Raw genomic sequence first — 26,023 nt, forward strand, 5'->3', positions numbered from 1 at the left:
CATGTTGCTTAGGTTTTATAATAGCGACGTTCGATTCTATCACAACGTGCTCAGAAAACTATCCTTAATCAAAGCTTGTTATAGATTGATAAAAAAGCGTATCTGAGGTAAACCGCCTATAAAATAACCAAAAAATTTCGGTTCAGTGGCAGTAATTTTGTAAAATTGTTGATATGCTTATATATAGTTACGTTGTCACTGGAATTTGTATGAAATATCAACAATTAGAGAATCTAGAATGTGGCTGGAAGTGGGCTTATTTGGTAAAAAAGCACCGCGAAGGTGAATTAATTACCCGCCATATAGAAAAAAGTGCCGCTCAAGATGCTGTAGAGCAACTGTTGCTTATTGAATCTCAGCCAATAAAAGTATTGGAATGGATTGATTTGCATATGAGCCCTGAATTATCAAACCGCATGAAGCAAACTATTAGAGCGCGAAGAAAACGTTACTTTAATGCAGAACATCAACACACACGTAAAAAATCCATCGACCTTACCTTTAAAGTTTGGCAGCGACTCTCTGCATTATCTCAACGGCGGGGAATAACGTTGTCAGAAACGATTGTTCAATTAATTGAAGATGCTGAACGAAAAGAGCAATATGCATTAAAAGTTCATAGTTTAAAAGATGGGTTAATTGAGCTGTTAGAAAAAGATAAAACGAAGAAATAGTGTGTCTTATATATTATTGCTCTATTTTTGTTCTTAGGCTTGTTGCTTAAGTCCACTCCTTTATATTGTCATTTATTTATATTCTCTAATCAGTTTCCGGTAAATATTTTATATAAATTAGTTAGATAATGATTAAAAACATAAAAAAAACCCTGCCAGTTTGACAGGGTTTTTGAATTCTTTAGTAGTAGATAAATCTACTATCAGAATTAGTTACCAGGTTGAACAACAACTTCAGTTGTACCTTGGATTTCGATTTCTACACGACGGTCTGGCGCTAAGCAGTCAATCAGAGCTGCACGAGCTTTAACGTTGTCACAGGTATTACCAGTAACTGGGTTTTCTTTACCACGACCTTCTGCAGAGATGCTGTTTGCAGGGATACCTTTAGATACCAGGTAATCTACTACAGATTGAGCACGTTTTTCTGACAGAGGCAGGTTGTAGTTTTGAGAACCGATACGGTCAGTGTAACCGATAACAACTACACGACCTTGAGTTGGGTCGATGTTAGCCAGTTCGCTGTACAGACCATTCAGAGCTTCTTGACCTTCAGCTTTCAGTGAAGATTTGTTGAAGTTAAACAGAACGTCTGAACGCAGAGTAAAGGTTTTGTTCTCTACAACTGGAGCTGGAGCTACAACTGGTGCTGGAGCTACAACTGGAGCTGGAGTTTCTTGGTTGAAACGGTAAGCAACACCAACACTCAGCATGCCATTGTCTGGGCGAGTATTTAGTGTGTCTTTATCACCAATATTGTTGATCCACTGATATTCGATACGAGTTGCGATGTTTGGAGTGATCGCATATTCAGTACCTAAAGCAACAACTGGAGAAACACCAGTGTCATTTTCAGAGAAACGTTTTTGGTTTAATGAAGTAGCGCCAACTGTTGCAGTTGAATCTGCACGCCATACCATACCACCTAAACGTGTATAAACGTCTAAGTCTTCCATTACTGGATAGCTTAATTTAGCGGTTAGTTGAACACCTTGAGCTTTGAATGCGCCATTATCGTATGAACCTTTATAAGTCATACGACCTAGCCAGTCATAACCCATTTCAAAACCTAAGTATTGGTTGTATTGATAACCAGCAAATGCACCGGCACCTAATTGATCACGGTGAGTATTACCGTTACCGATAGAAGTACCATCAAAATGGTTACTTGTACCTTGGTATTGTGACCAACCTAATTTACCACCAGTATACCAAGTGTTGTCTTTTGGAGCTGCTTGCGCTGCAGTTGCGAAAGCTGCCACTGCCACTGCTAATGCGATAGCTGTCTTTTTCATTTTACGCCTCGTTATCATCCAAGTTAGGCATTTGGCTTTAAGCCTTATTATTTGCCCTTGGTTAAATTATTGTTAGGAACTCTATGCTTTCATCAAATGATGATCCCAAAAATTGGGATTTAAAGCATAACCTTAACGACATAAAGTCTACAATGAACTTAAAAAGTTACAAGTATCCCTTTAAAATTCGACTTAAAATTTTAAAAAAATCCGTCGATTAGTACAATAGGGAACATTCTGTGTTTTTGTTAAATTTGTTGTAACTTCATGATTTAGGTTATAAATACTTATTGCTTATCTTAAATGATATTTGGGTATTATGAGTATTAGGAAAACTCTTAAATTTCACTAATGGTAGTGTAATGAATGAATTTTTACGGAATTCAAATGTCGTTTAAAAGTATTTGTACTTTCTATTTGGATATTATTCTTATTCTGTTGCCGCATAATAAGCCCCAAACTTTTCCCTTGGCTAGCAGCAGATTCTAAAGATTTCATCTCTTCTGGCGATATTTCTGGTAACCACGCTAAAACTACGCTGTAATTTCCACTCATCAATGCTTTCTTCATTAAATCTACAGTAGTTATTGGCTGAATATGGTTCAGTTGTATAATTTTATTTAAAGGTAACCCTGCTTGTTGCAACCAATTACGATTTAACTTTTGTTGTGGATTAACCCAAAGTAACCAACGTGATTCATGGCTATACTGTTTAAGCAGTGGTAGTAAAATATGGTTGATAACCAATGGGTTTTGATAAAGTAATTCGCTTACCATGCCATGTTTATCGTTAGGTACAGAAGCTATAGCAGTAGATGCTATAGATAGAGGTAATACCTCATTTGAGATCTCTTGGAGAATGGCATGTTGTCTTGTCGGAGATGATGTTGAGATTTTCATATTTACCTCATTCACTGTGTACTGTATAAACATACAGTATATCTAAATTTCGCTTAAATCAAGTTCATTTTTTTTAACGTTGCTCTCAAATTTTATGTAAATCCATATTTTGGGACGGGTAACTATTGGCAGAAAAAGATAAATTATTTATTGTCTGGTGTACTCAAGTAGTATTCATGTCTTTGAATTCAAAGATAAAAGATGAAATACCAATTATGGAGTACTAATGCTGTTTTTATCTGAGCAACGGACGGCTCATATGTTATCGCGTATTGCGAAATATGGAGAGTTGACCACCAAATCTCAATTTGGTGGTTTTAGCATGATGGTTGATGAAATTATGTTGGCAATAAATTCAGATGGTGAATTCTATTTAAAAGGAAGTGGTTTTTTAGAAACACTGTACAAAGCAACCAAAATGAATGCTTATGTTTATTTAAAAAAGGGGAGTCCAATAACGTTACGCTACTATCGTGTTACTGATCTTATATGGGAAGACCAACGAAAATTAGAGCAATATATTGATTTGTCATATCACTATAGTGTTCAGGAGTATCTAAGGCGGCGCAAACAACCTAGTCGAATAAAAGATCTTCCAAATCTTGGGGTTATGTTAGAGAGAAAGCTAAATCAAATTGGGATTAATAAAGTAGAGGAGTTACGGCTTGTTGGCGCAAAAGCGAGTTATTTAAAATTAATGCAACTGTATAACCGTAAAAATAGTGAATTATTACTCGCTTTAGCGGGAGCAATTGTTGGATGTCATCGCTCAGTATTACCTGATCAATTAAAAATGGAATTACTGGATTGGCACAATGAATTGTAATTTTTATCGTGATTCTATTGAATGGAAATAATATAAAATAACGGTAGTAAGTCAGATCTAAACGTTACTTTCTTTAATGTTCTTATAGAATTGGTAAAATTTGCTGTACCCCCTCGCCTTGTATGGGGGAGGGGGCATCACAGACAAGAACTATTTTTAAGGTTTAACGGGTACTGTTTTACCTAATTTACTTTGTTCAATAAGTTGGATACAGCTGACTATTTGTGGAAGTAAATCGAGTAATAGCCGAATTTGAGTGAGTACTAATTGAGTTCGGCTATCTTCTGCATTAGAAAGTGTATTCACTCGTTCGAGAAGTTGATCATGACTCAGTTTAAATGCATCGTCTTGATACTCTTTTCTACGTAACGCACCATCAATATAACAAACCGTATCATTGAGCAATGTAAGCACATCTTCATCTTCCATTTTATTACGATGAACACCTAATGCTGAGATGTAGCTTAATAACGTGTGATTTAAACAGAGTAGTTGAAAAGCATCCTCTTGAGATGTTTGGTAACTTTTAGGTTCAGATGCCATATTAGAAATTAATGAAGCGAGTTCACCATCACTACTGTGTGCATTACGACGCGCAATACGATAACTCACGCTATTATCTTTACCTTGATAGTACTGAATAAGAATAGCATCAAGGTAATAGCAGTTATGCGCCATGGTTTTATTAATGACTAATGGTAGTTGGCGAAATTTCCAATCCGGCCAAATATAACTCACTGCAAACCATGCAATAGCACAACCCACTATAGTATCTACAATCCGTGGCAAGGCGACATCATAACCTTCACCTAATAAATTAAAGCTCAATAATACTAATAAAGTAATAAAAAGTGTGGCATGGGCATATTGTATCGTTCGGAAAGCAAAAAAGAGCGTTCCTGTCACCACAATCAATACCAGTTGCCCTTCAATTGAAGGAACAAAATAGAGAATAGGAAAGCCAATCAGAATCCCAATAATAGTGCCACTTACACGAAGAGTGAGTCGTCGGCGAGTTGCATTATAGTTAGGCTGACAAACAAAAAGGCTGGTTAATAAGATCCAATAGCCTCTATCTAAATTAAAAAATTGAATAATGGCATAACCAATACATAAAACGAGAGACATTCTAACAGCATGCCTAAATAGCGCCGATTTAGGAGTAAGGTGCTGTTTTATTCGTAATGCGATATCTCGCCATCCTGTTAAACCTTCATCAGACAGCTGAGTCTCTTCTTTTTGGTCATGAGATATTTGATATTGCTCGGTACTAATGCTTCGTAATAAAGCATCAATTCCTTGAAGGTTTTGCAATAAATTATATAAGGGACCAATTAAATTAGGCTCTGTTGTGGTGTTTTTTAACAGATTAAGCGCATTTTCTAAATAATTAATTGCGCGTTCAAAGTGTGGATTATGCTGATATTTTTTATGCCAGAGTATAGATTGAGCAACTTGCTCACAAGCTCTAGCCTGCATAGAAAGTAGACGTTGAAAACGAAATAACACATCACTATGGCGTAATTCATTGCTTAATAGTTGATATTGAACATGAGATGAACTTGCTCGTTCATGAATATCCTGAGCAACAAAATAATAATGAAGAGTAAAACGGCTACTACGCTGACCACGGTCGCCCTTTAAGCGACTTAATAGTGTCAGTTTTGTTTGGCTCATTGCCTCAATTAACTGGTTGTTTGCCATCGCTAAGGTATAAAGCGATTGCTTATAATCTTCGTCGATATCAGGGTCAAATAAAGTTGCTTTTGCTTCAAGATAAGTGGAAAGCTGTTGATAATAGCGAGTTAAACTATCTTGAACTGGGCGAATAGGAAATAAAAGATGACCAATTAATGTTAATACGTTATACCAAATCGCGCCCAAAAGTAGTAAAGCGGGTTGTTCATACCAAATCGGAAATATAGGCATCCCAAGCATGGTATAAATTGCAATGAGTAGTGCACCAAACGCAATCGTGGCATAGCGTTGTCCTAACGCACCTAACAGAATAAAACCCCAAGTAGAGAACGCAAGACCAAAAAAGAATAAAATAGGATAAGGATAGAGTATACCTATTGATGCAGAAGCAATAAAAAAGCAGCATAAGGTGATAACCAAATTCTTTAGCCGACCGACAAGTCTGTCATCCAAATCAGTTAATGCCGCAGCAACCACACCTAAAGTGAGTGGTATTGTATATTTAGGCTCTTGTCCTAAAATCCAAGGAAATAAAGTCGTTCCCGTAAGTGCGATTATTATGCGAATATAATATAAAAAGTGGCTATTATAGATAAATCGGCGGGCGCCATTTAGCAGATTGAACACATAAAGCCCTTAAATAAACAAGATGAAGATAATTACCTCTTAGAATATAGGGTTTATCATCGATTAAAAAGAGTTTAACAACAGACTATTTGTTATTTATTGCAGGAATTACAGTATGGAACTGAAATCCACCCCTATGGGGCAACGTTTAGCACAGCATCCTTATAATAGAGTCAAATTGTTAAATGCAGGTATTGAAGTTAGTGGTGAAAAACATCAATACGTAATCCCTTTTAATGAACTCATCGATATTTATTGCAAAAAGGGAATAGTGTGGGGGGAATTAGAATTTTTACTTCCAGAAGATAAAGTTGTTCGACTGCATGGAACAGATTGGGAAGAGACCCAACAATTTTATCGCTATCTTCAGCAAATATGGCAAAAGTGGAGTCAAGAAATGAGTGAAATAAGCGCTCAGGTTCTTGAAAAACAGATCCGCTCTATTAGTGATGCTATCAACTTAAATCAATGGATAAAACATTCTCGCCTTAGTGAAATTCAACACGCTATTCAAGACAGTTTTTCTGCTATTCCTTTGCCTCTTAAACGCCTTACTCAATTTGATAATTGCCGAGATCTTTATCAGCGCTGTTTACAATGGTTGCAACAAGGTGAAACCTTAATTGAAGAAGAAAATAGTCGTTGGACAACACGTATGCTAAATGAGCATGCAGAGTTCTTTAATACTATAGAATCTTCCCCTTTAAATGAGTCTCAGTGTCGAGCGATTGTTAATGGTGAAAATAATATCCTTGTATTGGCGGGAGCGGGTAGTGGAAAAACGTCGGTATTAGTTGCTAAGGCAGGTTGGTTACTTCGTCGTGAATTAGCGCAATCTGACCAAATTCTCTTATTAGCTTTTGGTCGTAAAGCTGCCCAAGAGATGAACGAACGCATTTCTGAACGACTCGGTGTTGATATCACAGCGAAAACATTCCATGCTCTTTCCTTATTTATTATTCAACAATCAACGAAAAAACAGCCTAAAATAAGTAGCTTAGAAACTGATAGTAAAAAACGTCGAACCTTATTATTAGAAGAGTGGCGTAATCAATGTCAACAGAAAAAAGCACAGGCTAAAGGTTGGCGAGAATGGTTATCTCAAGAGCTCGAATGGGATATTCCAGAAGGTGAATTTTGGCATGATAAAAAATTAGAAAACCGAGTATCCGTTAGATTAGAACGCTGGATTAGTTTATTAAGAATGCAAGGTGGAAGTCAGAAAGATATTATTGAAAATATTCAACCTGAATTTATAGATAGTTTTAAAAAATATCTAAAATTATTAGCACCATTATTAAAAGCGTGGAAGACGGCATTAAAAGAGGAAGGTGCGATAGATTTTTCTGGTTTGCTACATCAGGCAATTAATCTTATTGAAAAAGGGCGTTTTATTAATCCTTGGAAACATATTTTAGTTGATGAGTTTCAAGATATATCGCCATTAAGAGCCAAATTACTTATGGCATTAAAACAGCAAAATAAACAGACCGCTTTATTTGCTGTGGGTGATGATTGGCAGGCTATTTATCGTTTTAGTGGTGCAGAATTATTATTAACAACTGCTTTTCATCACCAATTTGGTGAAGGCGCCGAATGTGCATTAGACACAACTTACCGTTTTAATGACACCATAGGTCAGGTCGCTAATGAATTTATTCAACAAAATCCGGCTCAGTTAACAAAACCATTAAATAGTTTAGTAAAAGGTAATAAAAAATCTGTGGTATTACTGCCAGATGATCAACTGGAAAACTTGCTTAATAAAATGAGCGGCTATGTTAGCGAAGATGAAACCATATTATTGCTCGCGCGTTATCACTATCTACAACCGGATTTATTGAAAAAAGCACAAACACGCTGGCCTAAATTAAATCTACAATTTATGACTTTTCATGCGTCAAAAGGTCAACAAGCTGATTATGTTATTATATTGGGATTACAAGAAGGAAAAGATGGATTCCCAGCACTCGCAAGAGAATCTATTATTGAAGCCGCTTTATTACCCAAAATTGAAGATTATCCTAATGCAGAAGAGCGACGTTTAATGTATGTCGCACTTACAAGAGCTAAAAAACAAGTATGGCTATTATTTAATAAACAACAGCCATCTTGTTTTGTTGCAGAGCTAAAAGCACAAGGTGTTCCTATACAGAAAAAACCTTAAGACTATTTTAAGCGCTCTTTTAAGTAGCCTTCGTAATCAGGAATTTTTATTTTTGATTCTTGTGCGAACAGAGGCGATGAAATTAGAAAGTTTGCTGTTGAACGATTCGTTGCAACAGGAATATTCCAGACCGTCGCTAAACGCAGTAATGCTTTAACGTCAGGGTCATGTGGAACTGCATTTAGTGGATCCCAAAAGAAAATCATAATATCTATTTTCTTTTCAGCAATCATTGCCCCAATCTGCTGGTCGCCGCCCATTGGGCCACTTAGCATTTGAGTTACCGTTAATCCAGTATGATGGTTAATTAGGTTACCTGTTGTACCCGTTGCAAATAGCTGGTGGTTAGCAAGTTGTTCTCGGTTATTTTGAACCCACTCAAGTAACGAGCTTTTACAGTGATCATGTGCAACAAGCGCGATATTTTTTTCTATAGGGAGCGTGCGGTCAATTTGTTCCATTTGATACCTTTAAAATAAATACAGTTATTATTCCAATTGTCAAAATACCTTTTTTTTATTCTACAAGCTATAAACTCATCAAGATACTATGATGTATCATAACATTTTCGATCTTCTGCTTAATTAACGGAGTATATAAATGGTTGATTCCGACATTTATGACATTCTAAGAAGTGTCAAAACAATAGCATTAGTGGGAGCTAGTGCTAAAGAAGAGCGCCCAAGTTATAAGGTAATGAAATTCCTATTAGAACAAGGCTATGAGGTTATTCCTGTTAATCCTGGTATGACCGGACAAACTCTACTTGGGCAACAATGTTATGCCTCGTTGGGTGATATTCCAGTTGCTGTTGATATGGTAGATGTATTTCGCCAATCATCTCTTGCGTTAGATATCGCAAAAGAGGCAATTGAGATTAAGGCTAAAGTATTATGGTTACAGCTAGGTGTTATTAATGAAGAAGCCAAAGTTCTAGCAGAAAAAGCCGGTTTACGAGTGGTAATGGATCGTTGCCCTAAGCAAGAGATTGAAGCACATGGTTTACCTTGGTAATTTACAAGGCAAAATAAAATCGCCGAAACCAGTTCGGCGATTATCATTGATACTAACTTAAGCTGTGTTATTAGTTTCTTAATCGTGGTGCTTGTAATTGACTTCGGATTGATTGTGATAATTCATCTAATGAATCATTGTCTAAATGTTCATCCGAGATCTCATAGGTAATTTGCGCTTCGGCAAGATAAGTATGAACGGGTTGTCCTTCATCATCTTCCATCACAACGTGATACCAAGGTGCGGCTCGCAAGGTTACATTAGATGCAATATCATCCTCATTGGGTTGATCAAGGGAATATTCAGCATCCACATCGACAACAACTCCCAAATATCCGAGTAATTTATGTCTAACTTGCTGACCTATTCCAAATTTGCTGGCGATCATCATATTATCACCTCCACTGAGCCTTGCTTTATTAACTGTATATGTGAGGGCACAAAGTGAAATTTCAAGAAATGAGTAAAAAAATAAAATTCTTTATTTTTCATAGTGAACTAAACACCCCACAAAATCAGATTATCTATTGTATAAAGAAAAGACAATAACCTTATTAGAATATTTATTTTAAACGGACAATATGGAGATAAAATGACAATAGGCAGAGAGTATATTATTCAAGGGCATGTTCAAGGTGTCGGTTTTCGTTTTCATACATATCGATGGATGCAAAAAAAACCTATTACAGGTTACGTTTGGAACCGCCAAGATGGCAGTGTAGGAATAAAAGCATTTGGCAATGAGTCGAATTTAAAATTGTTAGAACAATGGTTAGAAGCGGGGGGGCCAATAGGGTGTAAAATTACTTTTTGGTCAGCAACACCTTGCCAATACGAACAGATGACGGATTTTTCAATCCGCCATTTCTAGAGTGCACTAGATTATTTATAGCTAAAATCTTAACTAAAGGTAATAGGTTAAATACATTTGACAGGTTTTGGTAAACCCGCCAATTTTGTTGCCTGTTTTGCTGGACCTTTAGGGAATAAACGATAGAGGTAGCGACTATTGCCTTTTTCTTCACCATATTTTTGGGATAGCGCTTTAACAAGCATACGAATTGCCGGAGAAGTATTAAATTCCAAATAAAATTGGCGTACAAAGCGGATAATTTCCCAATGTTGCTCTGTCAGTTCGATCTCTTCTTGCTCAGCTAAGATTGGAACCATGTCTTCGGTCCACTCATTGCTATTATTTAAATAACCGTGACTATCTGTCTCGATTTCTCGTCCATTAAATACAAACATATGCGATATAACCAATAAAAAATAATAAGTTAATTTAGCAAAAATGAGTGAAATACCCAAGCGCAACAGATAAATTGTTGATTAATTAAGCCATTGAACTTCAATGCGTTTAATTTTAAGGCAAACAGTAGAATAAGGGCTTTACAATATAAGCCTAGATGTTTATATTGCTCCCCATTGCGGAGGGGTGGCCGAGCGGCTGAAGGCAGCGGTCTTGAAAACCGCCGATGGGAAACCATCCGAGAGTTCGAATCTCTCCTCCTCCGCCATCTCATCATCTCCTAGCGTCTCCTGAAGTCTCCTAATCCCAAGTAAAATCAGACTTAATCACTAAATTATACTCTCTTTGCTCTCTCTTAGTGTCTTTTGTAACTAATTACCATAGTCTTGCTAATCTCAATGTGGCTTTATTTTCTACAAATATTTCCTAACAGACCACTCATATCCATCGCATTAAAATACTAATAGAACCTCTTTAGAGTCACAATATTGTGTTAAGAATCAATGCAAGTTTTTTTAGCTAAATATATTTGCCTAAGTCACTAAAGTTCTTTAATGGAGTACCGATAGTGTCAACTCTTCAATAAGTTACTGGTATTGATTAATGACAGATGCACAAAAGGCAAAATATGTTCTTTAAAAATTTTAAGATTGGTACAAAGTTAGCTACTGCATTTATTACCTTCATTATATTAATAATGTTGGGTTCTACACTTGGGTTAGTAGGTTTAAATCGTGCAAATGAAGGGATAAAAAACGTTGTAAATGATATATATCCCTCTACAGTCAAAGCCAATTTATTGATTAATTACTTTAATGAATTTATTGGGTTTCAACAGCTAACAATGTTAGACGAAAAAGGCACATTGAGTAGTCAGCAAGAAAGTAAAAAGAAAGAGATCACCGCAAAAGTTGCTCAGTTACTGAAAGAATTAGAAGAAAATACACACGATAGTGAATCTAAGAAAATCATAGCTGAAGTATATGAAATTCGACAAAAATATATAAATTCTCAAAACTATGTTGTTCAAGCAGTTAGTGAAAATAATCGACAAGCCGCCATTAATGAACTGTTAACGAATACATCGGATATTCAAAAGATGTATCGAGATAAAATGGTTCAATTTATTGAATTACAGAACCAAAAAATGCATAAATTTGGTAATGAAGTTGAATATGATTTTATTGAAAAAAGAATGCATTTAATATTATTAGCTATCTTAAGTATCGTTATTGGCAGTGCGATGGGATGGTTTATAACTCGAACAATAACACGTCCATTAGATCAAGCAGTTAATCTTGCGCAAGCAATAGCTAGTGGTGATTTAACACAAAATATTAAGATTATTTCTCGTGATGAAACAGGCACTTTATTGCACGCATTATCAGACATGAATGCGCATTTATTAGAAATAGTGCAAGAAGTACAGAGTGGTTCTGAAAGCATTTCGGCAGCAGCTGAGCAAATTACCTCAGGTAGTCAAAATTTAGCAGCAAGAACAGAAGAGCAAGCAACATCAGTAGAAGAGACTGCAAGTTCGATGGAACAGATGACTTCAACGGTTAAAAATACAACTGAGCATACTCATAATGCTATTGTAGTTGCAGAAAAAACGGAAGTCGCAGTACATCATAATGGAACCATGATGGATCAAGTTACTGAGAAAATGAAAGCTATTAATACATCATCAGCGAAGATGGCAGATATTATTAATTTAATTGATGCAATAGCATTCCAAACTAATATTCTTGCGTTAAATGCGGCTGTTGAAGCTGCTAGAGCAGGAGAGCATGGTAAAGGTTTTGCTGTTGTTGCAAGTGAAGTCAGATTATTAGCCCAAAAAAGTGCTACCTCAGCAAATGATATACGCGCTCTGATTGATAATTCATCAACACAAACACAAGAAGGAATGAATCTAGTTGAACAAGCAGGGCTACAGATCCAAAAAATGGTTTCTGATGTTGAAGAAATAAGTGCATTATTAAGGGAGATTGGACAAGCCAGCAGTGAACAAAGTGATGGTATCTCGCAAATAAATAATGCAATTGCTCAGTTAGATTCAACAACGCAACAAAATACTGGATTAGTAGAAGAATCTGTTGCAGCTGCGGGTTCATTAAATGAACAAGCTATCAATCTTAATCGATTAGTTGGCTATTTTAAAATTAATCATTTCTAATTTATTACCATATTAAAATTTATTATTTTTTTAAAGGCTATTACTACATAATTGTGTAATAGCCTTTTATATAAATATCTTAATAAGATTACTTGCATATTTTTTATCAAAAAAAATACTTTTGAGTTAAACTAACTATTATTTCCTGAAAATATTTCAATCTGGTAGAGAAAAATATATTCTATGAAAAAACAGAAGATCGCAGCGTATATTGCAATAGGTATGATTTTAATTTCAATGATATTTCTATCAGGTCTTATTTTATCAATGTATAAAGATTCAGGTTATGAAATAGGAAGTGAAGGTAAAGAAATAAATCATAGTATTTATACTCTTTATAAAGGAAAAATATATGCCAATGTCCCCAGTAATGGTGAGTATTTGATTGATATTGCAGACTCTCAAAGTTTTAAAATGATATATAAAGACTTTAATTATAAAGAGCGTCAGTTTGCGATAGATAAAAACAATAGTTATTGCGGTAATCGAGTTATTCCTAATTTTAATCCCCAAACAGCGAAATCTTTAGGACATAGTTATTTTACTGATGAACAAAATACCGTTTATTGTGCACCGTTTACGAAAATAAACGATGATCTTTCAGGTTGGAAAAATCTATTTCAAACATGGCTTTATGGCTGGTCACAGGGTGATAAACCTCAAGTTTACTATTATCCACTTATCGTGCTTCCAACAACGACAACCTCTTACCAATCTATATTAGAAGGCGACTTAGTTACTGACGGTCAGCGGGTTTTCTTTAGAGGAGAACTAATGCCTGATGCTAACCCTAAAAAACTGGAGGCAATTAATATAATCCGCAATGATGACAGCAAATGGAAAAGTAACGATTTTTATCATGATGACAGCAATGTTTATTATCAACAAAATAAATTATCAATAAAAAATAGTCAAAACTTGTATAGTTTTTATGTCGATGGTCTGCAACGAGAAGCCTATCTTTTTGAGCCTAAATCAGGAGAAGTTGCAATAAATAATATCGTATTTCCATTAGAGTCTACGCCGTATCAATTAATTAGCCGTTATGGCGGACATGTTAATCATGTACTGTTTTTATCTAAACAAGGTGTTTATTTTTACGACCAAAAACAAGAAAAGATACGTAGAGCTGGAGATAATCCATTTTTACACGGGCATTGGCAAGAGATAGCACCATTCGTGTTTACTTATAATAATCAAACTTATTATTTACAGGACTCATCAAGCCGGGGTGGAAGAAAATCACCGAGTCTAATTTCTCGTAGTACAACACTTTATCTTTTAGAAGAGGATCCATCAACAAGTTGGGAAAAAATTGGTAATGTAGCTCGTCATCATTACGGGGAAATATGGAAGAAAGGTGAAAATTATTACTATTTTGATCGTTTGGGCTCATCTCAACTTCTTGGTCATACTATTTATATTATAAATGGTAAAAAAGTATTAGACCGTTTATTAAACGAGCCTTTATTACCAAAAGATATACGTAAAATGGTAGATGATAATAATTTACTTAATGTTTTTGGAAGTGAAGTGTTAAGTGCAAAAACACAATATAAAAATACAATAATTAATGTTTTTGATTTTATTAAAGAGTGAAAAAGGTTTGTTTAATTAACGTTTTAAGTGGGGGTAATAAGAAAATATATTCTATATTTTCTTATTTAGTTACATTTAAGCTAGTATCTATCTAATCGAGATAATGCTTCTTCTACTTCTTCATCATGATCGATAGTAAATACAATAAAATCAGTTGTTTTAGGAATTTTTTGATAAGTTTCGGTTTGCTTAAATAATGTTAGGCATTCAGAGAAAATTTGCACAATTTCTTCAATAAATTTAGAAAGTAAATCATCATTTGGTAATTTTTGAAAAATTGCTGTTAGCTCATTTTCGCTGATAGGATAGATTGTACTAAAACACTGATACTCCCAATCTCCTGTATTATATTTTAAATTTTGTATCTCTTCTTCTGAACGGTAATCACAAGAACTATTGCTATTTTGGTAATGTTGCAAGGTTTTATTAAAATCTTCTTTGGTATTAAAGCAAAGATTAAGTTCACCATATTCAGCATTAAGATCAAATGCAAAGGCATAAAATATTTTACCTTCGTTTTCTTTTAGAAAATTTTCAGTCTCTTCAATAGCAAAAGAGACTACATCCTGTTTGATTTTGTTAATAAGCATTTGATTTAATAACATTATAAAACCCTATTTAAGCTTATCAGTTATTTTAACGGTAATTCCTGATAGTTGCCAATGATGGGAAATCTCTCGCAAGATCAATAAAAATGCAGTGAATGATTTATCTACAGGCAATGTTGTCGTGTTTATTGGGCTGCCATTTATCACATTAACAAGCTCATTGAATGCATTTTCAATATGTTGTGTAGATAAAAAATCAACAGTCTGATTATTTTTATCAAAAAGATGTATAAGCCGAATATCATTACATTGCAATATAGGATTATCCGTGGAGAATTTGTATCTGGCAGGAATTATCACATTTTCAATATGCTCTATTGCAACTTCTGCTTCATAAGGCGTAATAGGAGAATGTTGAAAACTATAACCATCGATTTGCTGTATACCAATGGGAAGTGTCATTTTCTCTGATTGAGATTGCAGTGTGGTTTGAGTATCTTCGATTGTTAATTGAATAAACTCTTTCATTTTTATCACTCAATTGTTTTTTCAAAAATAATTTCTTTAGTTATACCTTATATTGTAATTAAGAGTAACAGCTAGCGCTGCCTCTTATGCTAAAAGTAAGAAAATAGTGAAATCTATTTATGTTAGTAAAAAGCACCACTTTATAAAAAGCGGTGCTGATAAATCAGAAGTACTAGTTACGTACTACAATTTGTTTTTCTTTACGGGCAAACCAATTTTCACGCAATTTATCGTAACTAAGATTAAATGCATAAGTATAAAAAAGGAAAAAGGCAAAAAATCCAATTTCGAGCATAAATGCATTCCACAATGACATATTTAACAAAATTGCGAGTATGGGTAAACCAAACACAATAAAGCTTAATTCAAAGCCAATTGTATGAATAACACGGATTTTTGCTGGTCTAGGTCCCTTTGATAGGGGCCAGTAACGGTCGAAAAGCATGTTATAAAATAAGTTTAAAAGCATTGCTAATGTTGATAACACAATGGCGACCATGCCCATTTGAAAAATAGAGCGTCCCAAAATCCATGCACTAAGCGGTGCCGTTATTGCAATAGCGATAACTTCAAATGAAACCGCGTGAAAAACGCGCTCAGTAAATGTTTTTTGATATTTGCTCATAAACACCTCAAATTTATTGGTAATAAAAAAACAAGTGCAATTATTAGCAAAATTTTATATATATACAAAATAGGAGCCATCGATAAAAGCGATACCATATGAACTATTCTATTGAAACTTTGCGTACCTTTGTGGAAGCCGCCTCATTAAAATCATTCTCTGCTGCAGCAAGAAAATTAAATAAAAGCCAATCTACGGTTAGCAGTGCGATAACTGGCTTTGAAGATGATATGGGCTTTGCACTTTTTGATCGTAAAGGTAGAGAGTCAACGCTTACTTTTGCTGGGCGAAAAGTATTGAGCTTAGTTGAAGATATATTATCAGCAGACGAGCGTTTGCAGGCATTAAGAACAGAACTCTCGCCTGATATCGAACCAAGATTAAGCTGCGCTTTTTCTGATATCTATCAGCCTCCACATTCTGAGCAATTACTTAGAATATTAGATAAAGAATTTCCACATATTGAATTTGAATTTTTGGTTGCTGAAAATGACGATGTCATCAATATGCTACGAAATAAACAAGCTCATATTGGTATGATGGAGTCACGAATTGAATATCCTACAGATATTGCTTTTGCTCGATTACCTATTCAAGGTGAGCTAGGATTATATGCAAAACAGACACATCCATTAGCTAAAGAAAAAAAGATTACTTATCAGCATTTAACTATGAGCCGTCAGCTAAGATTAAGTAGCAGCGCGCAAATGGTTATTAACAGTGAAAAAAACTGGTTAGCACCTAACTATTTATTGCTTCTTGAAATGGCAGAACAAGGAATGGGATGGGCAATATTGCCGACTTGGTTAGTGGAACAATTTGGTCATGATTTACTAATTAGCCTTAATTATGATTGGTGGCCTAAAAAAATAGATCTCGATTTAGTGTGGTCTAAAAATAATCCACCAGGAAAAGCGGGATATTGGATGATTGATAAATTACTTACAAGTAATGTTATTTTTTCTGAATAAAAATAATGAGTTACATAACGTTTGATTCTGTTGGAAAATTATTCTAAGTTTGAATAGGATAAAATTTATCAATTAGATTTAATTAACGAGGATGATTTCTCTGTCCTATAATTAATAGATGAACAGATGCATACTGATTCTTCATTGATTATAAACGAGACATGACTATGGAATTAAAGGATTACTACACCATAATGGGTGTTAAACCGACTGATGATCTCAAAACAATTAAAACAGCTTATCGTCGTTTAGCCAAAAAATATCATCCTGATGTTAGTAAAGAGCCTAATGCTGAAGAGAAATTTAAAGAAGTTGCTGAAGCTTGGCAAGTATTAGGAGATGAACAACGTAGAGCTGAATATGATGAACTTTGGGCTCATCGTAACGATCCTCAATTTAAGCAATTTACACAGCAAAGCCAACAACCACATCAAGAACATTTTGATCAAGAAAGTTTCGATGATTTTTATGCCTCATTCTTTGGTAAAGATTCTCCTTTTGGTAAACAAGAACAACGTTATCAGCAATCAGGTTATCAACAATCACGTCATCAACAACCACCTAAGCAACGTGGACACGATTTAGAAATAGCGCTAGCTGTCTTCCTTGAAGAAACCTTAGAAGAACATAAACGTACTATTAGCTATCATCTACCCGTTTATAATGTTTTCGGCATATTAGAACAAGAAATTCCTAAGACACTTAATGTAAAAATTCCTGCGGGTGTGAGTGATGGGCAGCGTATTAGATTAAAAGGTCAAGGAACAGTCGGTGAAAATGGCGGTGAGAATGGTGACTTATGGTTAACTATCCGTATTGCGCCCCATCCGCTTTTTGATATTAAAGGACATGATCTGGAAATTGTCGTTCCTATTGCACCTTGGGAAGCGGCATTAGGTGCAAAAATTCCTATCCCAACAATAAAAGACAAAATTTTATTAACTATTCCTGCTGGGAGCCAAGCAGGGCAGCGATTACGAATTAAAGGTAAGGGATTGGTTAATAAACAACATAGTGGTGATCTCTATGCCATTATAAAAATTGTAATGCCACCAAAAGCAGATGAAGAAACTCTCGCATTATGGCAAAAAATTGCAGATAGCCAAGCTACTTATAATCCACGTCAAGATTGGGAGAATAAATAATGGCGCCTTTAACCACATATTTGACTACACAATTAACGACAACAGTATTTACTGTAACTGAGTTTTGTCTTCATACGGGTGTATCTGAAGATGAATTAAATGAAATTATTAGCTTAGGTGTCATTGAACCGTTAACAATAGAAACTCAAGAGTGGTGTTTTGATGATGATGCTGTTCTTATTATGCATCGAGCATTAAAACTACATAAAGAACTAGCCTTAGATTGGCATGGTATTGCTATTGCACTTACTCTTTTAGATGAAAATGAGCGCCTTAAACGAGATAATAAGCATCTGCGACAACAATTAATGCGCTTTATTAGTGAATAAGTTATTCGTTACTAATAATAGCTTTATAAGAAGATGTTTTAATAGGAAAATTATAAACCTATTAAAGCATAAGATAATAAAAGGGAAGTAATGAAAGCAACCTCAGAAGAAGTTCAAGTCTTTATTACTGTAGTCGAGTGTGGCAGTTTTACCAAAGCGGCTGAGCAATTAACATTAGCCAATTCTGCTGTCAGTCGAACAGTGAAAAAACTAGAATCTAAACTGGGTGTTAATTTATTGAATCGTACAACTCGGCAATTAAGTTTAACAGAAGAAGGTGAGCGTTATTTTCATCGTATGCAGATAATCTTACAAGATATGGAATCCGCAGAAAATGAGTTAATTGATACTCAAAATTCACCAAAAGGTTTATTACGAATTGATGCAGCAACACCGGTTGTTTTACATTTATTAGTGCCTTTTATTCAACAGTTTCAGCAAGCTTATCCAGAAATAACGCTTTCTTTAATTTCTTCAGAAACGTTTATAAATTTAATAGAGCATAAAGTGGATATCGCGATTAGGGTCGGAAATTTAACCGATTCTAGTTTACGGGCTCGTCCTCTCTTTAGTAGTTATCGTAAGATTATTGCGTCACCAAAATATCTTGAACGCTATGGAACGCCAAAAAGCGCAGAAGATTTAAAAGCACACACATGTTTGACTTTTACTGAGCCGGTTTCATTAAATACATGGCCTATTGCATTACAAGATGGACAGCTATTAGAAATAAAACCAGGTATCTCCTCAAATAGCGGTGAAACAATTAGGCAGCTTTGCCTTGAGGGAAATGGAATTGCATGTTTGTCTGATTTTATGTTGATAGATGATATAAAGAAAGGGCACTGTATTGAGTTACTGACAGATAAAGTGCAACCTATATCATGGCCTTTTAATGCCGTTTATTATAGTGAAAAGATGGTAAGCCAACGTATACGTGTATTTATTGATGCATTAAGTGAGTATATTGCAAGAAAATAGGGTGATAGCACTAACATCACCCTTTCTCATAAATTACTTAATAACGATTAATCCCAATTAGGTGCTAGTCCTTCAGGATTAACTAGGCGATCATTATTATCTAGAGAATCAATCGCTTTTTTATCTTCACTATCAAGTTTTATATTTACACTGAGTAAATTACTTGCCAGATTTTCTCGTTTTGTTGAGGAAGGAATTACTGAATATCCTTTTTCCATTGCCCAAGCTAAAATAACTTGAGCTGGTGTTGCGCCATGTTTTTCCGCAATAGATTGAATAACATTGTCTTTTAAAGCTTTGCCATAAGCTAAAGTCATATATGATGTAATATGGATCCCATTCTCTTTAGCAAAATTCACCACTTTATTATTTTGTAGATAAGGTGATAATTCGATTTGATGTGTGGCAATATTTTCAATTCCAACAGTGGCAATAGCTTGTTTCATTAATGGAATAGTAAAGTTTGAGATCCCAATTTCACGAGTTAAGCCTAATTTTTTAGCTTCTAATAATGCTTGCATAAACTCTTCTACAGATACTGCATCATTAGGCGAAGGCCAATGAATCAGTGTTAAATCTACATAATGGGTCTGTAAATCACTCAAGCTTTTTTTCAAGCTAGGGATTAGCTTATCTTTGCTTAAATTCTCAATCCAAATTTTAGTCGTAATATAAAGATCTTTGCGAGGTATACCACTCTCTATAATAGCTTGACCAATGGCTGCTTCATTTTCATAAATCTGCGCAGTATCAATGGTTCGATACCCTAGTTCTAACGCAGTTTTAACTGATGCGATAACAACATCATCTTTTAAACGAAAAGTACCAAGACCTAATGCAGGAATGCTCATAATATTCTCTCTAAAAATAAAAGGGTTAATCACTTTGACGTGAGTTACTTCTGTAATCGTTGAATGTTAGCTATTGTATGTGTTTTTTTTATTCTAAAAAGTAGAGGAAACGCAAAAGACTTTTACGAAATTGACAATAATAAATGGTAATAAATAAAGTAAGCTTTATGTTGTGGTTATTTTTAAATTCACGTTATTGCATGTTAAATAAAAGTAGGAGATAACGATAAAATCATGTGTTATGAAATGATTATCTTTTATCGGTTACATTAATGCATTTATTTATAAAATAATAACATAATATAAACACAGATATAGTCGGTAAAAAACTCTCTTTTTAATCTATATTAATGATTGCTTCATTTGTTTTATTTCTTGTATTTATATAATTTGTTTAATTAATCATTTCTTTATTCTAATATAATAATCATTGAGACGTTAATCACGGTAATTGAACATTAATCATTGCTAATATCCTACGTCATTTTAGTTATCTAGTTTTTTATTTTGATTTTTAAGGATAATTAATTGATATATAAATTATAAATAACAAGCAAATGAGGTATAAATATGTATCTATTTAAAAAATGTGTTATCGCATTGTCAATTAATATAGCATTAATATCTTCAGGTTTTGCCTGCACAACACTTCTTGCAGGTAGTGAAGCAACAAATGATGGTTCATTAATTATCGCTCGTAGCGCAGATAGCGATGCATTAAAAGCGCAACACTTTGTTATTCATCCAGCTAAAGATAATCAAACCGGTATTTACAGCACTAAAGAACATAATGGCGCAAATAATTTTACCTATCCATTACCTAAAAACTCATTGCGTTATACCACTGTGCCAAACTGGAAAACACAATTACATGGCGCAACAGGATTTAATGAATTAGGCGTTGGAGTTAGTGGCACAGAATCTATTTTTGCTTCACCTAAAGCACTCTCTTTTGACCCATATGTTGAAGAGACTGGGATCACTGAAGATGATATTCCAGATGTTTTATTATCTAGGGCAAAAACAGCCCGCGAAGCTATTGAGTTATTAGGTAATATTATTGAAACGCAAGGTGCGGGTGAAGGTTTTGGTGTTGCAGTTGTTGATAAAAATGAACTTTGGTATTTGGAAACAGGTACAGGGCATCATTGGATTGCTCAACGGTTACCTAAAGATCAATATTTTGCTACAGGTAATCAAGGACGCTTACAACTTTATGATGTAAAAAGTGAAGATATATTAGGATCTAAAAATCTGGTGGAATTTGCGGTAGAAAAAGGACTGTATAATCCTGCAAAAGAAGGGACATTTAATTTTTCTAAAGCTTATACCCGAGATGATGAACGAGATCGTACATATAACGATCCACGAGTATGGGTTATTCAGCAACAATTTAATCCATCGTTAAAACAAGCAGTTGATGACGGAAGAAATTTTGCACCTTTCTTAGTACCAGAGAAAAAAGTGTCGGTTGATGATGCTAAAGCTATGCTTCGTAACCATTTTGAAGGAACTAAACATGACCCTTATACAAATGGATTAAATGGCAATGAGTCTTGGCGTCCTATCAGTGTATTTAGAACTTATGAAGCTCATGTTATGCAAGTACGCCCTGAACTTCCTCAAGAAATTGGTGAAGTAACTTATGTTGGTTTAGGTATGGCTGATTTAACTGCATTTGTTCCTTATTACAGTGGATTAAAAGCATATCCTCAACATTATGGTGTTGGAACAGATAAGGCAGATAGTAATTCTATTTATTGGAAATATCGTAAATTACAAACTCTTGTTATGACTGATTATCCAACGCTTGCTCCTATTGTAAAAAAAGCGTATCAAGAATGGGAAGCTAAAACTGCTTTAGAACAAAAAGAGATGGAAACCAAATATTTAGCAATGGTCAAAACAGATAAAGCAGGCGCAGATAAAATGCTTAATGAATTTAATTTACGCGTAATGGCTGATGCTGAAAAATTAACAGAAAATCTTACTAATGAATTATTTACTGTTCGCACTGAAGATATTCAGAGTGACATCTTCTTTGCTAACAAGTCCAAAAAAGATTAATTAAAGATTATTTTCGAATTAGATAATAAAATCTAAAAGATCTCAATTTATTTTATTGAGATCTTTTTACATATAAAGATTTAATTAATCATTAAATAACGGGTATATAGTATTTTATTTCTTGTAGATGTTTTCCACTCTGTGTAACTAGTTTGTCATAACTAACAGGCTGTTTTAGTGTGTAGCGTTCAATATCTGCCCCTGGTCTACGCAGTAAATTCATTTTAGGAAGAACTTTGGTATATACGGTGTAGATAATGTCATCATAACCTTTGATTGAATCTAGGATTTCGTCCATTGTAAAAGTAATGGCTAAATAGTTACCACCAGGTAGTTCCATTTGAGTCATAGAAGACACATTAACAGAAGTGGGTAGTTGCGCTTGATCTATCGCTGTAGTGTAGATATAAGCAGTGTCATCAAGTGAACCTGCAGATGCTCTGTGCATTGCATACATCTCTGATGGTACAAATTGTGTTTCTCTTAAAAATTTCTCCCAGAATTCTTTTCGAAATCTCTTTTTATCTGAGTTCCATGCTGATATATCTTTATTATAGTAATGGTGTGTACCCACTAAATGAATAGAAGGAAGGGTCATTACCTCATATTTTGCTGTTAATTCAACGCTATCTAAAGCAGGAAAAAATAGCTCACTAATATCCCAGCCAATTTTTTTTCTATATTCTGATGGTGTAATATTGAACTGTTTTTTAAATGCACGACAAAAAGTCTGTTGCGAATCAAATTGATATTTCAATGAGATATCTAACAGACTGTTTTTGGTGATCCGTAGTGCATACGCTCCACAAGATAAACGACGGGCAAGAATATATTTTCCTAAAGATATTCCTGTGTATGCTTTAAATAAACGCTGAAAATGCCATTTTGTATAGCCTGATTTTTTAGCAATGACATCTAACGATAAACGTGAGTCTAAATTTTGTTCTATCCAAATAATGATATCTTTAACGACATTTTCTTGAAGCATGAGTGTTCCTATGATTTCACTCTATCGATCAAATTCAATCAAATCGAAAAATTTATTAAACTGCAATGAATTTATTAGTTAGGGAGCAAATAATAACATATCAAATAGCGACTGTTACTTAATATTAGGTAAAACTACACAAGAATAGTGTAAAGTTATGTATGATATTTTCATAAAATAAAAATTAGAACAGAAAATTTTATACATAATATCCAGATGTTATAAAATGAGTTTTATATGTAATGACACGTATTTTTTGATGTTAATTTTAATAAAATACGGAGATATCTTATTTTTTATTTTCATCTTAAAGATTAGTTTGAATATATAAATGAATTAACCCGTTATATTAGGAGCTGTAAATGCGTAAATTACTTTCTATCTCGGCAATTACTTTGGTTTCTTCATTATTAGCAGTGCCTGCAATGGCTGCAAAAACAGATAGCTATAATTGTGATGGTCAGAAAATTAAAGTATCTTTTCCTGATGACAAAACTGCTGTGATGTATTATAGCGATGAATTGATCGTGCTGAAAGAGGCAATCTCAGCCAGTGGCGCTCGCTATGTAGGCGAAAATTTTCAAATATGGGCTAAAGGAAAAAATGAATTTAATTTAGCTACTATTTCAGAAGATGATGCAGTGAATGGTCGAGTCGCTGAAGATAAAGGTCGTACCTGTAAATTAGTAAAATAGGTTTAATTATTTGAGAATTAACAATTCTAATGAGGGCGAGATATCTCGCCCTTATCTTTTATAAAATAGAAAAATTTCCTATAAACAGTGAAATATAAAAATAAGTTAATAAGAATTTAGTTTACGGAACTAAATTAGCTTATCAATAATGTTAAGTGATCATTTTCAGTAGTAAACAATGTTAATATTCTACTTAACATTACTGTTATTTTAGTATATAAAACGATATTATCACTGGATATTCGATAATTTATTCGACATATGTAGAATCCTTTTTATAGAGAAATAAAATAACGTTTATTGTGAGTTAATATGAAATCTTACCCTTAGCTAGTCTTACAATTAATTTAATTAATAGTCGGTTTTTATTTAATCGATTGAAATATATAGCCATATTAATATCTTTATGGGTGTTAATTTCGTATGTATAAATTGTAGACTAATATAATGACGTTTAAAAACACAAGAAAACAGAATATAACATTATCAAATAATCGAGTTCTCAGTTGGTATGAATCAGGACCTGAAAACGGAACGCCAGTACTATTTTGCACTGGTGCTGGCATGAGTGGTTTACTTGGTGTTGATGTTAATATTTTAAATAAATTAAATATTAGACTTATTACACCTAGCCGAGCTGGTTTGGGTGATTCAACTTTTGAACCGAAAAAAACATTAAAATCTTTTTCTGAAGATATATTGTTTCTACTAAATCAACATCTTAGTATTAATAAATTTAGTGTTATTGGTTTTTCTCAAGGTGCAGTTTACGCTATGGCGCTTTGTAAATATGGCACTGTTCATAAACTTGCTATTGTTGCAGGACAAGATCAATTTGATTATCCAACAACAAATAAACAACTGATACCTGAGGTTGTTAATATGCAAAAACAAGCTATAGATAATCCTGATGGACTTGTAAGTTGGATTAAACAAAATATAACCGCAAATTGGCTAATGAATTTTATTTTAAATTACAGTGCTGAAGTTGATTTAGCGGTTTATCAATCGCCGGATTTTTTCTCTGCATATCAGCAATGTATGAAAGAAGCATTTAAGCAAGGTAATGGTGGTTATACACAAGATCTGTTAAATACATTACAGCCTTGGGGATTTACGCCAGAAGAGATAAAGACGCCAACCACATTGTGGTATGGAATGAAAGACTCGAGTACGGTGCATTCTCCAGATTTTGGCAAAACGTTATGTAAACGCTTTTCTGATGCCCTGCGGCATGAATATCCTAATGAAGGCGGCTCATTATTGTGGACCCAGACTGAGAAGATCCTAACGCAACTTGTTGACTAAAATTTGAGTCATTAGAAATAGATTAAATTAAATAAATAGATGCTAGCACTTTATACTAAAAATTTTTGGTCGTGTGTTGGTGTCTATTTTTGTTTGGATATAAACAAAAAATCAAGTTTCTATTTGGCTATTTGCACAAGTAAAAAAGTGTATTTTAGTTGAATATTTAGCCAGTTCGAGGTCAAAATGACATTGTTTTCTTTAGTAAAGATAGATAGACAAAAATAAAATAGAAAATCGTTTGCTATATAATGAATTCTATGACTTAATAGCGGCATTGGTTTGGAAGTACAGACCTATTTATGTTAGTCCAGTTTTAAGAAGTTCACCGTTTAGTGTTATCCTTGTATATGATACCTCTGCGTTGCGAATTCCTTCTAATTAGTTCTAGTACCCATAAGTAAAAATCGAAATCAAACCGCAAACAAAGCCCTATGGCAAACTAAATTAATTAAAGGAAATTCTATGTCTAATACAATGACTGGTACAGTAAAATGGTTCAACGATGATAAAGGTTTCGGTTTTATCACTCCTAAAGATGGCAGCAAAGACGTATTCGTTCACTTCTCTGCAATCCAGAGCGACAGCTTCAAATCACTGAAAGAAGGCCAAGAAGTTTCATTTTCTATCGAAAATGGCGCTAAAGGTCCTGCTGCAGCGAATGTAATCGTTCTGTAAGACGAAGATAATAAAACAGCTTTTTTGTTATCATTTTTGTCTAGCTTAATAGCTATCGATATAATTAACAAAACTGTTTTA

26 protein-coding genes and 1 tRNA gene are annotated in these 26,023 nt (G+C 34.2%); 16 read left to right on the forward strand and 11 right to left on the reverse strand.

The genetic code is table 11. The annotated features are described in order from the left end of the window. Positions 1–209 precede the first annotated feature (209 nt). Positions 210–674, forward strand: a complete 465-nt coding sequence (gene matP, locus ABN099_RS10610; RefSeq protein ID WP_349463733.1) for a macrodomain Ter protein MatP — start codon at positions 210–212, stop codon at positions 672–674. A 209-nt stretch (positions 675–883) separates the two neighbouring features. Here the strand turns inward: matP and ompA are convergent, their stop codons facing one another. Both ompA and sulA read right to left on the reverse strand, forming a co-directional pair. Then, positions 884–1,969: a porin OmpA gene (gene ompA, locus ABN099_RS10615; protein WP_349463735.1), complete on the reverse strand. Its 1,086-nt coding sequence runs from the start codon at positions 1,967–1,969 to the stop codon at positions 884–886. Between the two features lie 348 nt (positions 1,970–2,317). After that, positions 2,318–2,869: an SOS-induced cell division inhibitor SulA gene (gene sulA, locus ABN099_RS10620; protein ID WP_349463736.1), complete on the reverse strand. Its 552-nt coding sequence runs from the start codon at positions 2,867–2,869 to the stop codon at positions 2,318–2,320. A gap of 226 nt (positions 2,870–3,095) precedes the next feature. On the opposite strand from sulA, the gene ABN099_RS10625 reads away from it, so the two are divergent. Further along, entirely contained in the window at positions 3,096–3,695 is a 600-nt protein-coding gene (locus ABN099_RS10625) for a TfoX/Sxy family DNA transformation protein (RefSeq protein WP_349463737.1), read from the forward strand. Positions 3,696–3,851: 156 nt separating this feature from the next. Here the strand turns inward: ABN099_RS10625 and yccS are convergent, their stop codons facing one another. Continuing rightward, positions 3,852–6,020 carry a YccS family putative transporter gene (gene yccS, locus ABN099_RS10630; protein ID WP_349463739.1) on the reverse strand — a complete coding sequence of 723 codons (2,169 nt, stop codon included), beginning with the start codon at positions 6,018–6,020 and terminating at the stop codon, positions 3,852–3,854. A 115-nt stretch (positions 6,021–6,135) separates the two neighbouring features. On the opposite strand from yccS, the gene helD reads away from it, so the two are divergent. Continuing rightward, positions 6,136–8,187, forward strand: coding sequence for a DNA helicase IV (helD, locus tag ABN099_RS10635; RefSeq protein ID WP_349463740.1), 2,052 nt, complete (start codon positions 6,136–6,138; stop codon positions 8,185–8,187). 2 nt (positions 8,188–8,189) lie between these two features. Here helD and ABN099_RS10640 read toward each other — a convergent pair whose 3' ends face one another. Next, the gene (locus ABN099_RS10640; RefSeq protein WP_349463741.1) at positions 8,190–8,648 is read right to left on the reverse strand and encodes a methylglyoxal synthase; all 459 of its coding nucleotides are present in this window, start codon (positions 8,646–8,648) and stop codon (positions 8,190–8,192) included. A gap of 139 nt (positions 8,649–8,787) precedes the next feature. Between ABN099_RS10640 and ABN099_RS10645 the strand changes: the two genes are divergently transcribed. Beyond that, complete coding sequence (locus ABN099_RS10645) at positions 8,788–9,201, forward strand: CoA-binding protein (RefSeq protein ID WP_349463742.1); 414 nt, start codon at positions 8,788–8,790, stop codon at positions 9,199–9,201. 70 nt (positions 9,202–9,271) lie between these two features. Here ABN099_RS10645 and hspQ read toward each other — a convergent pair whose 3' ends face one another. Next, positions 9,272–9,592: a heat shock protein HspQ gene (gene hspQ, locus ABN099_RS10650; RefSeq protein WP_349463743.1), complete on the reverse strand. Its 321-nt coding sequence runs from the start codon at positions 9,590–9,592 to the stop codon at positions 9,272–9,274. A gap of 201 nt (positions 9,593–9,793) precedes the next feature. Between hspQ and ABN099_RS10655 the strand changes: the two genes are divergently transcribed. Then, positions 9,794–10,072, forward strand: coding sequence for an acylphosphatase (locus tag ABN099_RS10655; protein ID WP_349463744.1), 279 nt, complete (start codon positions 9,794–9,796; stop codon positions 10,070–10,072). 47 nt (positions 10,073–10,119) lie between these two features. Here ABN099_RS10655 and tusE read toward each other — a convergent pair whose 3' ends face one another. Then, positions 10,120–10,449 (reverse strand): sulfurtransferase TusE, encoded by a 330-nt coding sequence (gene tusE / locus ABN099_RS10660; RefSeq protein ID WP_349463745.1) that lies wholly within the window; start codon positions 10,447–10,449, stop codon positions 10,120–10,122. A gap of 181 nt (positions 10,450–10,630) precedes the next feature. On the opposite strand from tusE, the gene ABN099_RS10665 reads away from it, so the two are divergent. The 3 genes from ABN099_RS10665 (at position 10,631) to ABN099_RS10675 (ending at position 14,228) form a co-directional block, all read left to right on the forward strand. Next, a tRNA-Ser gene (locus ABN099_RS10665) sits at positions 10,631–10,718 on the forward strand. Positions 10,719–11,078: 360 nt separating this feature from the next. Further along, a complete protein-coding gene (locus ABN099_RS10670) occupies positions 11,079–12,629 on the forward strand; it encodes a methyl-accepting chemotaxis protein (RefSeq protein WP_349463746.1) in 1,551 nt (516 codons plus the stop codon). A gap of 183 nt (positions 12,630–12,812) precedes the next feature. Then, on the forward strand, positions 12,813–14,228 hold the full coding sequence (locus tag ABN099_RS10675) for a DKNYY domain-containing protein (RefSeq protein WP_349463747.1): 1,416 nt from the start codon (positions 12,813–12,815) through the stop codon (positions 14,226–14,228). A gap of 80 nt (positions 14,229–14,308) precedes the next feature. Here the strand turns inward: ABN099_RS10675 and ABN099_RS10680 are convergent, their stop codons facing one another. From ABN099_RS10680 to ABN099_RS10690, 3 genes are all read right to left on the reverse strand, one after another. Next, positions 14,309–14,833, reverse strand: a complete 525-nt coding sequence (locus ABN099_RS10680) for a DUF4303 domain-containing protein (RefSeq protein ID WP_349463748.1) — start codon at positions 14,831–14,833, stop codon at positions 14,309–14,311. Between the two features lie 9 nt (positions 14,834–14,842). Continuing rightward, entirely contained in the window at positions 14,843–15,304 is a 462-nt protein-coding gene (locus ABN099_RS10685; RefSeq protein WP_349463750.1) for a hypothetical protein, read from the reverse strand. 172 nt (positions 15,305–15,476) lie between these two features. After that, positions 15,477–15,929, reverse strand: a complete 453-nt coding sequence (locus tag ABN099_RS10690) for a multidrug/biocide efflux PACE transporter (RefSeq protein WP_349463752.1) — start codon at positions 15,927–15,929, stop codon at positions 15,477–15,479. Between the two features lie 98 nt (positions 15,930–16,027). Here ABN099_RS10690 and ABN099_RS10695 point away from each other — a divergent pair, with 98 nt between their 5' ends. The 4 genes from ABN099_RS10695 to yafC all read left to right on the forward strand — a co-directional run bounded on the left by ABN099_RS10695 (position 16,028) and on the right by yafC (position 19,355). Continuing rightward, a complete protein-coding gene (locus ABN099_RS10695) occupies positions 16,028–16,900 on the forward strand; it encodes a LysR family transcriptional regulator (protein ID WP_349463754.1) in 873 nt (290 codons plus the stop codon). 167 nt (positions 16,901–17,067) lie between these two features. Then, positions 17,068–18,045: a curved DNA-binding protein gene (gene cbpA, locus ABN099_RS10700; RefSeq protein WP_349463755.1), complete on the forward strand. Its 978-nt coding sequence runs from the start codon at positions 17,068–17,070 to the stop codon at positions 18,043–18,045. Then, complete coding sequence (gene cbpM, locus ABN099_RS10705; RefSeq protein ID WP_349463756.1) at positions 18,045–18,374, forward strand: chaperone modulator CbpM; 330 nt, start codon at positions 18,045–18,047, stop codon at positions 18,372–18,374. The genes cbpA and cbpM overlap by 1 nt, the downstream gene beginning before the upstream one ends. A gap of 90 nt (positions 18,375–18,464) precedes the next feature. Then, a complete protein-coding gene (yafC, locus tag ABN099_RS10710) occupies positions 18,465–19,355 on the forward strand; it encodes a DNA-binding transcriptional regulator YafC (protein WP_349463757.1) in 891 nt (296 codons plus the stop codon). Positions 19,356–19,402: 47 nt separating this feature from the next. On the opposite strand, the gene dkgB is transcribed toward yafC, so the two are convergent. Further along, entirely contained in the window at positions 19,403–20,206 is an 804-nt protein-coding gene (dkgB, locus tag ABN099_RS10715; protein ID WP_349463758.1) for a 2,5-didehydrogluconate reductase DkgB, read from the reverse strand. Positions 20,207–20,776: 570 nt separating this feature from the next. Here dkgB and ABN099_RS10720 point away from each other — a divergent pair. Continuing rightward, positions 20,777–22,273 (forward strand): C69 family dipeptidase, encoded by a 1,497-nt coding sequence (locus ABN099_RS10720; protein ID WP_349463760.1) that lies wholly within the window; start codon positions 20,777–20,779, stop codon positions 22,271–22,273. 91 nt (positions 22,274–22,364) lie between these two features. On the opposite strand, the gene ABN099_RS10725 is transcribed toward ABN099_RS10720, so the two are convergent. Then, positions 22,365–23,261 (reverse strand): helix-turn-helix domain-containing protein, encoded by an 897-nt coding sequence (locus ABN099_RS10725; protein WP_349463761.1) that lies wholly within the window; start codon positions 23,259–23,261, stop codon positions 22,365–22,367. A gap of 362 nt (positions 23,262–23,623) precedes the next feature. On the opposite strand from ABN099_RS10725, the gene ABN099_RS10730 reads away from it, so the two are divergent. The 3 genes from ABN099_RS10730 to cspE all read left to right on the forward strand — a co-directional run bounded on the left by ABN099_RS10730 (position 23,624) and on the right by cspE (position 25,942). Continuing rightward, positions 23,624–23,956 (forward strand): MliC family protein, encoded by a 333-nt coding sequence (locus ABN099_RS10730; protein ID WP_349463762.1) that lies wholly within the window; start codon positions 23,624–23,626, stop codon positions 23,954–23,956. A 447-nt stretch (positions 23,957–24,403) separates the two neighbouring features. Beyond that, positions 24,404–25,264, forward strand: coding sequence for an alpha/beta fold hydrolase (locus ABN099_RS10735; RefSeq protein ID WP_349463763.1), 861 nt, complete (start codon positions 24,404–24,406; stop codon positions 25,262–25,264). A gap of 465 nt (positions 25,265–25,729) precedes the next feature. Next, a complete protein-coding gene (gene cspE / locus ABN099_RS10740; protein ID WP_064719564.1) occupies positions 25,730–25,942 on the forward strand; it encodes a transcription antiterminator/RNA stability regulator CspE in 213 nt (70 codons plus the stop codon). Positions 25,943–26,023: the final 81 nt, after the last annotated feature.

This window comes from Proteus hauseri, assembly GCF_040139125.1.
GTDB lineage: Bacteria > Pseudomonadota > Gammaproteobacteria > Enterobacterales > Enterobacteriaceae > Proteus > Proteus hauseri_B.

Bases quoted from the DNA above. Each gene is read 5' to 3' on its own strand.
- matP (WP_349463733.1), top strand. From the start codon at position 210: ATGAAATATCAACAATTAGAGAATCTAGAATGTGGCTGGAAGTGGGCT.
- ompA (WP_349463735.1), bottom strand. From the start codon at position 1,969: ATGAAAAAGACAGCTATCGCATTAGCAGTGGCAGTGGCAGCTTTCGCA.
- sulA (WP_349463736.1), bottom strand. From the start codon at position 2,869: ATGAAAATCTCAACATCATCTCCGACAAGACAACATGCCATTCTCCAA.
- ABN099_RS10625 (WP_349463737.1), top strand. From the start codon at position 3,096: ATGCTGTTTTTATCTGAGCAACGGACGGCTCATATGTTATCGCGTATT.
- helD (WP_349463740.1), top strand. From the start codon at position 6,136: ATGGAACTGAAATCCACCCCTATGGGGCAACGTTTAGCACAGCATCCT.
- ABN099_RS10640 (WP_349463741.1), bottom strand. From the start codon at position 8,648: ATGGAACAAATTGACCGCACGCTCCCTATAGAAAAAAATATCGCGCTT.
- ABN099_RS10645 (WP_349463742.1), top strand. From the start codon at position 8,788: ATGGTTGATTCCGACATTTATGACATTCTAAGAAGTGTCAAAACAATA.
- hspQ (WP_349463743.1), bottom strand. From the start codon at position 9,592: ATGATGATCGCCAGCAAATTTGGAATAGGTCAGCAAGTTAGACATAAA.
- ABN099_RS10655 (WP_349463744.1), top strand. From the start codon at position 9,794: ATGACAATAGGCAGAGAGTATATTATTCAAGGGCATGTTCAAGGTGTC.
- tusE (WP_349463745.1), bottom strand. From the start codon at position 10,449: ATGTTTGTATTTAATGGACGAGAAATCGAGACAGATAGTCACGGTTAT.
- ABN099_RS10670 (WP_349463746.1), top strand. From the start codon at position 11,079: ATGTTCTTTAAAAATTTTAAGATTGGTACAAAGTTAGCTACTGCATTT.
- ABN099_RS10675 (WP_349463747.1), top strand. From the start codon at position 12,813: ATGAAAAAACAGAAGATCGCAGCGTATATTGCAATAGGTATGATTTTA.
- ABN099_RS10680 (WP_349463748.1), bottom strand. From the start codon at position 14,833: ATGTTATTAAATCAAATGCTTATTAACAAAATCAAACAGGATGTAGTC.
- ABN099_RS10685 (WP_349463750.1), bottom strand. From the start codon at position 15,304: ATGAAAGAGTTTATTCAATTAACAATCGAAGATACTCAAACCACACTG.
- ABN099_RS10690 (WP_349463752.1), bottom strand. From the start codon at position 15,929: ATGAGCAAATATCAAAAAACATTTACTGAGCGCGTTTTTCACGCGGTT.
- ABN099_RS10695 (WP_349463754.1), top strand. From the start codon at position 16,028: ATGAACTATTCTATTGAAACTTTGCGTACCTTTGTGGAAGCCGCCTCA.
- cbpA (WP_349463755.1), top strand. From the start codon at position 17,068: ATGGAATTAAAGGATTACTACACCATAATGGGTGTTAAACCGACTGAT.
- cbpM (WP_349463756.1), top strand. From the start codon at position 18,045: ATGGCGCCTTTAACCACATATTTGACTACACAATTAACGACAACAGTA.
- yafC (WP_349463757.1), top strand. From the start codon at position 18,465: ATGAAAGCAACCTCAGAAGAAGTTCAAGTCTTTATTACTGTAGTCGAG.
- dkgB (WP_349463758.1), bottom strand. From the start codon at position 20,206: ATGAGCATTCCTGCATTAGGTCTTGGTACTTTTCGTTTAAAAGATGAT.
- ABN099_RS10720 (WP_349463760.1), top strand. From the start codon at position 20,777: ATGTATCTATTTAAAAAATGTGTTATCGCATTGTCAATTAATATAGCA.
- ABN099_RS10725 (WP_349463761.1), bottom strand. From the start codon at position 23,261: ATGCTTCAAGAAAATGTCGTTAAAGATATCATTATTTGGATAGAACAA.
- ABN099_RS10730 (WP_349463762.1), top strand. From the start codon at position 23,624: ATGCGTAAATTACTTTCTATCTCGGCAATTACTTTGGTTTCTTCATTA.
- ABN099_RS10735 (WP_349463763.1), top strand. From the start codon at position 24,404: ATGACGTTTAAAAACACAAGAAAACAGAATATAACATTATCAAATAAT.
- cspE (WP_064719564.1), top strand. From the start codon at position 25,730: ATGTCTAATACAATGACTGGTACAGTAAAATGGTTCAACGATGATAAA.